The 5,630-nt window shown below is 67.7% G+C and carries 6 protein-coding genes and 2 pseudogenes; 3 read left to right on the forward strand and 5 right to left on the reverse strand.

The genetic code is table 11. From position 1 onward, the window contains the following. The 3 genes and pseudogenes from L288_RS43425 to L288_RS26305 form a co-directional block, all read left to right on the forward strand. A pseudogene (locus L288_RS43425) lies at nucleotides 1-196 on the forward strand (hypothetical protein); the annotation flags it as partial. A gap of 170 nt (nucleotides 197-366) precedes the next feature. Continuing rightward, complete coding sequence (locus tag L288_RS26300) at nucleotides 367-1,653, forward strand: EAL domain-containing protein (RefSeq protein ID WP_021237130.1); 1,287 nt, start codon at nucleotides 367-369, stop codon at nucleotides 1,651-1,653. Nucleotides 1,654-1,772: 119 nt separating this feature from the next. Further along, complete coding sequence (locus L288_RS26305; RefSeq protein WP_236613000.1) at nucleotides 1,773-2,756, forward strand: ParB/RepB/Spo0J family partition protein; 984 nt, start codon at nucleotides 1,773-1,775, stop codon at nucleotides 2,754-2,756. A gap of 30 nt (nucleotides 2,757-2,786) precedes the next feature. On the opposite strand, the gene L288_RS26310 is transcribed toward L288_RS26305, so the two are convergent. From L288_RS26310 to L288_RS43430, 5 genes and pseudogenes are all read right to left on the reverse strand, one after another. Beyond that, a complete protein-coding gene (locus L288_RS26310) occupies nucleotides 2,787-3,209 on the reverse strand; it encodes a TadE family protein (RefSeq protein WP_031303940.1) in 423 nt (140 codons plus the stop codon). 8 nt (nucleotides 3,210-3,217) lie between these two features. Beyond that, nucleotides 3,218-3,394, reverse strand: coding sequence for a Flp family type IVb pilin (locus L288_RS26315; RefSeq protein WP_031303943.1), 177 nt, complete (start codon nucleotides 3,392-3,394; stop codon nucleotides 3,218-3,220). Between the two features lie 71 nt (nucleotides 3,395-3,465). Further along, complete coding sequence (locus tag L288_RS26320; protein ID WP_021237134.1) at nucleotides 3,466-5,223, reverse strand: TadG family pilus assembly protein; 1,758 nt, start codon at nucleotides 5,221-5,223, stop codon at nucleotides 3,466-3,468. Beyond that, nucleotides 5,220-5,432, reverse strand: coding sequence for a hypothetical protein (locus L288_RS26325; RefSeq protein ID WP_021237135.1), 213 nt, complete (start codon nucleotides 5,430-5,432; stop codon nucleotides 5,220-5,222). The genes L288_RS26320 and L288_RS26325 overlap by 4 nt, the downstream gene beginning before the upstream one ends. Before the next feature lie 4 nt (nucleotides 5,433-5,436). Further along, nucleotides 5,437-5,630, reverse strand: a pseudogene (locus L288_RS43430) (tetratricopeptide repeat protein); the annotation flags it as partial.

Genomic DNA, 5,630 nt, shown 5'->3' on the forward strand with positions numbered 1-5,630 from the left:
CGAATCGCCGCTGGCGCCCGTCACGGGCGTGCTCAAGCCGGTGCTGAGCCCCGAAGGCCCAGTGGGCGGCGTGCTCGCGCCAGTGACCGGCGTGGTGGGCGGCCTGCTGGCACCGATCACCGGAGGAGCAGGCGGCGGCGGGAGCAGCCCGGCTGCGCCGGTAACCGGCCTTCTCGGCGGCTTGCTGGGCAAGTGACGAGGGCGCGCGCGGCCTTGCCCCACAGGATCGCGCGCGTTTTCCAAGCCTCCATGCCCTTGCGAGGCCAAAGGGCGGAGGCGGGGCGAGGGGGCGGCTGGTGCCGCCTCCTCAAACCCTTCTTCATGCGCGCGGGACGGCGCGCCAATATCATCAGGAAAGGTATAGCCTTGCAGACCGCGACGGCACATCGGACCGGCCAGCTGATGGTCATCAGCCTCAACAATTATCTTGCCGTCGAGGCCGCCTATGGCGCGGAGGCCGCGCGCAACGCGATGGAGCATCTGCGGCGGACGGCGGAACGGCATTTCGGACGCGCCACGCTGCGCAGCGTCCACCGGCATGAGATGCAATTGCTGGTGAGCCACGCGCCGCTGCGATGCCTGCCCGGCAGATCGGCGGCGGAAACGCTCTGTTCCGTGCTGATGGAGCAGCCATATCGATGGGGCGACGAAGAGATATTATTGTTCGTGTCGGCAGCAAGCGCGGCGGTCAGCGCGATGGAGGACCCGCTGGACGACAGTCTGGCGGAGGCGCGAGGGCGGCTGGCCTTGTCCTGCCTTCAAGGCGCGCAGATCTTCAGCCGTTCGCACGAGGCGGTGGCGCAGTATCGCAAGGATATGGCGGCCGCCGCCGGATTGATGCGGCTGGTGCGGCGCGGCGCGGCCTTCTTCACCTGGCGTCCGGTTGCGCAGCCTGACGACCCCGGCCTTATCCTCTATTATGAAGCGATGCTGCGCCGGGTCGGCCACATGGGTGAGCAGATCGATTGCGCGGACGGCTATGCCGCGCTGGACCGGCTGGGCATGGCCTATCTGCTCGACCGGCGGATGCTGTCGGATGTGATCGATGAACTGGAAGGCGACCCCGCGGCCTGCCTGAACGTCGCCATTTCCAGCCAGAGCCTGTCGCTGAACCTGCTGGGCGAGGAGACGGGGTGGAATGACATGATTGAGCGGCTGAAGCGCGATCCCGGCCTTGCCCGCAGGCTGGTGATCGAGATTGCCGACAATGGCGGCATGCCCCATTTTCGCGATGCCGTCGCGTTCGTGCGCGGCCTGCGCGAACTCGGCGTGCGCATCGCCATCGGCCGGTTCGGGTCGGGCCATGCATCCATCGGTCAGTTGATGGCGCTGTCACCCGATGCGATAAAGATCGACAGCGCGTTCATGCACACCGCCTATCAGTCCGGCCGCAACCGCGCGCGCGTCAGTCACCTGATCGGCCTGGCACGGACCATGAGTCCCATTGTTATACTGGACGGGGTGGAATCGCCCTGGCACCTGCACATCGCCAGAGAGGAAGAGGCCCAATGGGTCGCCGGATCGCATCTGGGCAGACCCAGCCTGCGGCGCGGATGGCTGAACGCCGGTTATAGCGCCACGGTCGCGTCGCTGACGGCGTTCAACAGCGCATTTCAGGCGGCGGACTCGCGGGGACAGCGCCTGCCGAACTGACGATGTTGCGTGCTCGCAAGAGGCCCTTTTGCGTGTTTGCACCGAAGCGAACCTAGTTGCTGGCGCGCCGGTCCGCCTGAGCCGCTATGCAGCAGCGGTTGGACATTGATCAGGGACTGATGATGGCAAGCTTCATCCGCGAAATCTTGACCACCCTTTCCCATGAGCCAGCGCGGCCGGAGCGGGGCGAGCAGGACGCGCTGACCCGGCTGGACGAGCGGCTGACCAGCTTTGCCGAAAGCAGGGTTCAGGGCGCAGCGCCCCTGCTGATCCGCGCCGCCGACTGCGCGGTATGGGACGGCAATCCCCGCGATCAGCCGGGACTTACCGCTGAAAGCTGCCGCTCCCTGATCGAGTCCATCGCGGCGGAGGGAGGAAACCGGATTCCTGCGCTGGTGCGCCTGAACCCGCCCGACGCGGAACTGCCCTACCAGTTGCTGGTCGGCAGCAGGCGGCGGTTCGCGATCGACTGGCTCAACCATAATGGACGGCCGGAACTGCGCCTTAGCGCGCTGATCGTCGACATGCCCGATGAGGAGGCGTTCCGGCTGGCCGACATTGAAAATCGCGAGCGGGCCGATATTTGCGACCTGGACCGCGCCCGCAGCTATCAGGCGGCGGTCGATCGATTCTATGGCGGCGTCCAGTCACGCATGGCCGAAGCGCTCAGCCTGTCCAACAGCCAATTGAGCCGCTTGCTCGCGCTGGCGCAATTGCCAGCTGAGGTGATCGATGCCTTCGCCACGCGCGCTGAATTGAAGGTGCGCTATTCGGAACTGCTGACCCCCTTGCTGCGGCGGCCGGAGCAGCGGGCGGACATGATTGCCGAGGCGCGGAAGATCGGTGCCGAACAACAGGCGCTCGCGGCGCAGGACAAGAGCATGATCCCGTCAGCGGCCGTGCTGGCGCGGTTGCGCGATGCCGCCGCACCGCGCCGCGAGCAACGTGGCGATGTGCCGATAGTGATCAATGGCGAGCAGATCGGGCGGGTGAAGACCGGCAAGGGCGGTTTGACGGTCGACCTTAACATCGCCGGCGAAGCCGATCTGGACCATGTGCTGGGCCAGGTGCGCGCGGCGGTGCTGGCGGCGCGCCCGGCCTGAACTGCCGCGCATTGCGTATGCGCGATCCCCTCAATAGCTGCCGTTCGTCACCAGAACGGTGGCGTCGATGCTGGTCGATGGCATCGGGATGAAGGCGGCATAGCGCAGCAGCGCCGATCCGCTCATGTCATAGCGGACGCGCACCCTGAACATGCCGGTTCCATCAGCGGCGGCCTCTATTCGCGGCGCGCTGCCCGATGAGAGCAGCGAGCCATAGCCGTCGATCACCGTCTGCGCCCTTTCGCGGGCGAGGGTCGTGCGTTCGGCAGTTGACAGACCCGCCATCGCCGCCCGCGCGCCTTCGGCGGCGGCGTGGCGGACGCCCATCAGCGCGGAAAACCAGAAGGCATAGATGATGATCGCGAAGACGAGCATCAGCAGCGCGGGAGCGACGAGGGCGAACTCCAGCGCTGCCATGCCCTTTTCGCAGGCAAGCATAGGGCGCGAGCGCATGCCGGCGATCAATTCACTTCATTGAACAGGGCGGTGAATGCGCGGGTGAGTTCCGTATCGAAGGTGTCGCCCACCGCCGCGATGGCGGCGACGACGACAGCGCCAAGCACCGCATATTCAACGGCGGTAAGGCCTCTTTGGTCATTCTTCAGACGATTGATGAAGTTCCGGGCTTTGGTGATCATGGTCATTTCCTTATTCCTCCCGTTGAAGGTTTGGCGGCGCGGGGGAGGGACAAGCCGCGCCGCCAAGCTCGCTAGACGAGTACGGGCACACCGCAGCGCGCGCCCGTGACCCACAGGGTCGCATGACCAAGCTGGATGCCGAGCGCCCTGAGCAGATTGTCGAGCAGCGGGTCGGCGGTGGTGCCGACAAGCCCCGTAAGCGGCGCGGTGATCGCGGCGATCAGTGCCGAGCGGGTGCCTGACACGCTGCACAGCGGCGGGATGCAGAGGTTCAGGACGGTCACCTGAAGCCCGTTCGACGCGGTAAGGCTGCTGGTCAGCGAGGCGATGAGCGTGCCGAGTTGCGATCCATTGCCGATGCTGGCCGATATGCCCGGCATGCCGGGTTTGCCGATGGTGCCCTGGCCGCCGGGGCCGAAGGTCAAGGTGCCGCTATTTCCCATCACTGGCTGGGCCACGGCGCGCACATCGGCGTTGATGAGGCCGAGCACCGTCAGGATGCGCGCCGGAGCAATGTCATCGGCGGAGAGAGGGGGCATGGGCTTGCTCATCGCATTGGCGGGCGGGCGGCCGATATAGGCGTTGACCAGCCCGGAACTGGCGAGAAGGCTGACCCGCGTGTCGCGCGCCTGTTCGGCCGTGTCTGGGCAGTCGATCGCGCTGATGTCCGCGCGCGCGGCGGCTATGTCGATCAGCACGGAAACCGGCTCCACCCCGATGCCGAGGATGGACAGGTTCAGCCCCAGGTCCAGCTTCAGCCGGAGGGCGGAGGTGCCGACGCTGGTTTCCCCCGCTGGGCCGAAGGAGAAGCGCGGGCGATCCATGGGGCCGGTCGCGACGGCGGCGATGCTGACGGTGGTGCCGGAAACCACGCGGCTGAGCGCGTCGGATGCGTCGATCGCCCCGCCGCCCGATTGAACGGCGAATGTCAGAAGCTGATAGGCGTTCATCCCGGCGCGCAGGGCGGGCCTGTCGCCTGCTTCGCCCACCGGCATGTCCTTCCACACGCCAAGGCCGAACAGGCCGGAGAGCGGCACGGGATAGCCGCCGCCAATCTGCCCCGCCACCAGCGTCAGCGCCGCCGCCGTCGCGGGATCATCCGCCGCGCTTGCCGCCGCGAGCAGCAGGTCGCGAAGCCCGGCGGTGCGCGCGGTCAGATCCGAATAGGTGCCGGTTTCACCTACGCGCTCCGCCAGTGCGTCGAAGAAGCGGCCTGCGTCGATGTTGCTGCTCATCAGCGCTTCGACATCCGCCGTGCTGAGCCTGAGCTTGATGCCCAGCAGCGCGCCGAGCAGGTCGTTTACGCTGTTCACCAGCGAATTGGTGACGGTGAGGATGCCGGACGAGATGCCGATGCCAGCCTCGTCTATGCGGGCGGCGGTTGCGGTGGCGGCCAGCGCGGGAATGGGGTTGGCGCTGCCCAGGACGCGCGTGAGGAACTGGCGGCTGGGCTTTCCAGTCCGCACGCGCACGGCATTGGCGCGGCCGTTGCCGGGGCAGCGGGTGAAGCCCGGATCGAAACGCTGAGCGGAGGGAAGGGCGGCGTCCGGGCAATATTGCCCAAGCTCGACCGACTGGAGGATCGCGGGATTATAGCCGTTGCGGCTGAGCGCGTCGCGGGCGCGGGCGGTGGCCCGCGCAGGGTTCATCGCGGCGGCGAGCGCGGCAGCCTCTGTCGCGACGCGCAATTCGCGATTGGCGGTATAATAGAGCCCGGCATCCAGCGCGAAGCCCGCCGCGCCGACGAGCGAAGCACCCAGCGCGGCAATCATCGGCGCAACCGCGCCGCGCCGGTCACGCCAGAGCGCGGGACGGCGGATGGCGGTCATCGGCCATCCCGATCGGCGCTGGCGGGCCGGGGCGGGCGCTCGCCGATCGACTGGAGATAGCGTTGGCGGACGGCCTCCGCCTCTTCGGCCGACAGCCCGGCGGTGTCGCCTTCGCGCGGGGGAGAGCGTAGCTGCCATTCGATGACGCGGCGAGCCTGGTCAGCGGCGGGAGCGACGGGAACGGCGGCGGCAAGGAGCAGGGAAAACATCGGCTTATTTCCTGATGATGCGGGCGGCTTCGGCGGCGAGATGGCGGCGCAGGCTTTCCTGCTCGCCGCCGTCGCGGATCTGGCGGAGGATGGCGTCCGCTTCGGCGCGCTGGCCGCTGACGGTGAGCGCCAGCAGCAGGTTGTTGCGGATGGCCCGGTCGGCAGGCGCAAGGTCGAGCGCGCCGCGCAGCGCCTCGA

The organism is Sphingobium quisquiliarum P25, from assembly GCF_000445065.1.
GTDB lineage: Bacteria > Pseudomonadota > Alphaproteobacteria > Sphingomonadales > Sphingomonadaceae > Sphingobium > Sphingobium quisquiliarum.

Excerpts from the sequence above, each read along its gene's own strand:
- L288_RS26310 (WP_031303940.1), bottom strand. The coding sequence starts at position 3,209 with ATGCGCTCGCGCCCTATGCTTGCCTGCGAAAAGGGCATGGCAGCGCTG.
- L288_RS26320 (WP_021237134.1), bottom strand. The coding sequence starts at position 5,223 with ATGACCGCCATCCGCCGTCCCGCGCTCTGGCGTGACCGGCGCGGCGCG.
- L288_RS26305 (WP_236613000.1), top strand. The coding sequence starts at position 1,773 with ATGATGGCAAGCTTCATCCGCGAAATCTTGACCACCCTTTCCCATGAG.
- L288_RS26315 (WP_031303943.1), bottom strand. The coding sequence starts at position 3,394 with ATGATCACCAAAGCCCGGAACTTCATCAATCGTCTGAAGAATGACCAA.
- L288_RS26325 (WP_021237135.1), bottom strand. The coding sequence starts at position 5,432 with ATGTTTTCCCTGCTCCTTGCCGCCGCCGTTCCCGTCGCTCCCGCCGCT.